This window comes from Bacteroides sp. RTP31139st1_H2_RTP31139_211217 (genome assembly GCF_040227615.1).
GTDB classification, from domain to species: Bacteria; Bacteroidota; Bacteroidia; order Bacteroidales; family Bacteroidaceae; genus Bacteroides; species Bacteroides uniformis.
This window is the reverse complement of record NZ_JBCNZM010000284.1, coordinates 1,296-3,135: the sequence shown is the minus strand read 5'-3', so window position 1 is coordinate 3,135 and position 1,840 is coordinate 1,296. Positions and strand designations below refer to the sequence as shown.

Genomic DNA, 1,840 nt, shown 5'->3' with positions numbered 1-1,840 from the left:
AGGCAGGAGTGCAAGCTCTTGTCAATCCGGAAACGAAATCGAAGTTGGAATACGAATGCCAGTACGAGGAAACCAACTTCGGATTCATACAACGGCTTGCCCGCCAATATCAGGAATGGCTCTATTACGACGGACAGAACCTTGTTTTCGGGAAGCCACAGCCCGGCTCAACGACCAAGCTGATATACGGCGAGGAACTATCCGTGCTCGACGTCTGCTCGCAGGCACTTGCCCGACCAATAAAGGGAAGTTCTTACCATTCGGTGAACGACCAGACCTATAACGGCCAGTCCCCTGATGCCGCAGCCGGACAGAACACATTGGGACAAGCGGCCTTTGACTCGTCATTGGCACTGTTTACCGCTCCCGCCGTACAACGTTCGGAACCACGCATCACCAACAAGGGTGAGCTTGATGCCTACTTCCAGCGCAAGCAGCAAGGCGACACCGCCGCATCCTGTTTTGTCACCGGAGAGAGCGACTGCTATACCCTCACGGTGGGCAGTATCATAGATATCCACACCGCTATTCATTCCGGAATCAAAATATACGTCAAGAACAGTATCGGCACCTATATCATTACGGAAATAACCCACGTAGCCGGCATGGGTGACAGTTACCAGAACTATTTCACCGCACTTCCGTCCTCTATTCCCACCCTTCCATGCCCAGATGTGCCTCTGCCTGTCGCGCATACACAGCAGGCCGTAGTTGTCAGCAACGAGGACCCGAAAAAGTTAGGTCGTGTCCAAGTCAAGATGAACTGGCAGACCGGTCCGATGCAAACCTCGTGGATACGGGTACTCACTCCTGACGCAGGCACAAGCGACAAGGTGGCCACAAACAGAGGATTTGTATTCATACCCGAAAAGGGAGACCAAGTCATGGTGGCATTCAGATATGACGACCCGAACCGTCCGTTTGTGCTTGGCAGCTTATTCCATGGAAAGTCAGGTACCGGTGGCGGCAGTTCAAACAAAACAAAAAGTCTGACTACCCGCAGCGGTTGTACCATAACGCTTGATGATGAAAAAGGAAGCGTTATGATGAAAGACAAGGAAGGCAACAGCTATACGGCAGACGGAGAAGGAAATATCACAATATCTGCCTCTAAAAGCATCACCTTGTGTGTTGGAGAAAACAAAATAATGATTGATAGCGAAGGCAATATATCATCTAATGCGGAAAAGGACATAACAGAGTCCGCCGGTGCCAATATTGCGCAGTCAGCAGAAAATATTGATTGTACAGCAAGCAGTAATTATAATATCTCCAGTACAGATTTTACAGCATCCGGCAGTAGCAGTGCTACAGTCAGCGGTACAACAAAGGCTACGATAGATTCTTCCGGAACCACAGCCGTAGCCGGAACAATTGTCAAATTGAATTAACAGCATATGAGCAATGCCATACAACAAATAGCAGATAAGATGCTCTACCAATGGGAAGATGCAGTCAGGAAACCGGTTAAGTTGATTCGTATCGTCATCAATCCGGGAGACGAAAGTATGCTTGATGCTTTCTATGACTATATGCTTGCCCTTGATAGCGAAGAGGAAGATATGGTGTTCGTCATAGAACTTCCGTTCAGTTCCAGAACCGATTTCTCAAAAGATGTTGTAGGGTATATTGCACAACAGGTAGAATATTGGAACAATTCAAAGAAACCCGAAGAAATTGTTTTTGAACGTGTTGATTGGATAGCTGATTATAAACCGGAAGTAGCGGAAAACGATGCCTCCGTCGCAGTTGCCAACTTCAACAAGCTGACAGAATCCCTTGTAAAAGGGACTGATATGAAATGCAGTATTGTCTTTAACCTAAAGAACACATACGACTA

The 1,840-nt window shown here is 47.5% G+C and carries 1 protein-coding gene and 1 pseudogene; both read left to right on the top strand.

Annotated elements, in window-relative coordinates:
• Window positions 1–1,391: phage baseplate assembly protein V (locus ABUA47_RS23955; RefSeq protein ID WP_349832195.1), on the top strand; the 1,391-nt coding region annotated here is incomplete at its 5' end.
• Window positions 1,392–1,397: 6 nt separating this feature from the next.
• Window positions 1,398–1,840, top strand: a pseudogene (locus ABUA47_RS23950) (hypothetical protein); the annotation flags it as partial.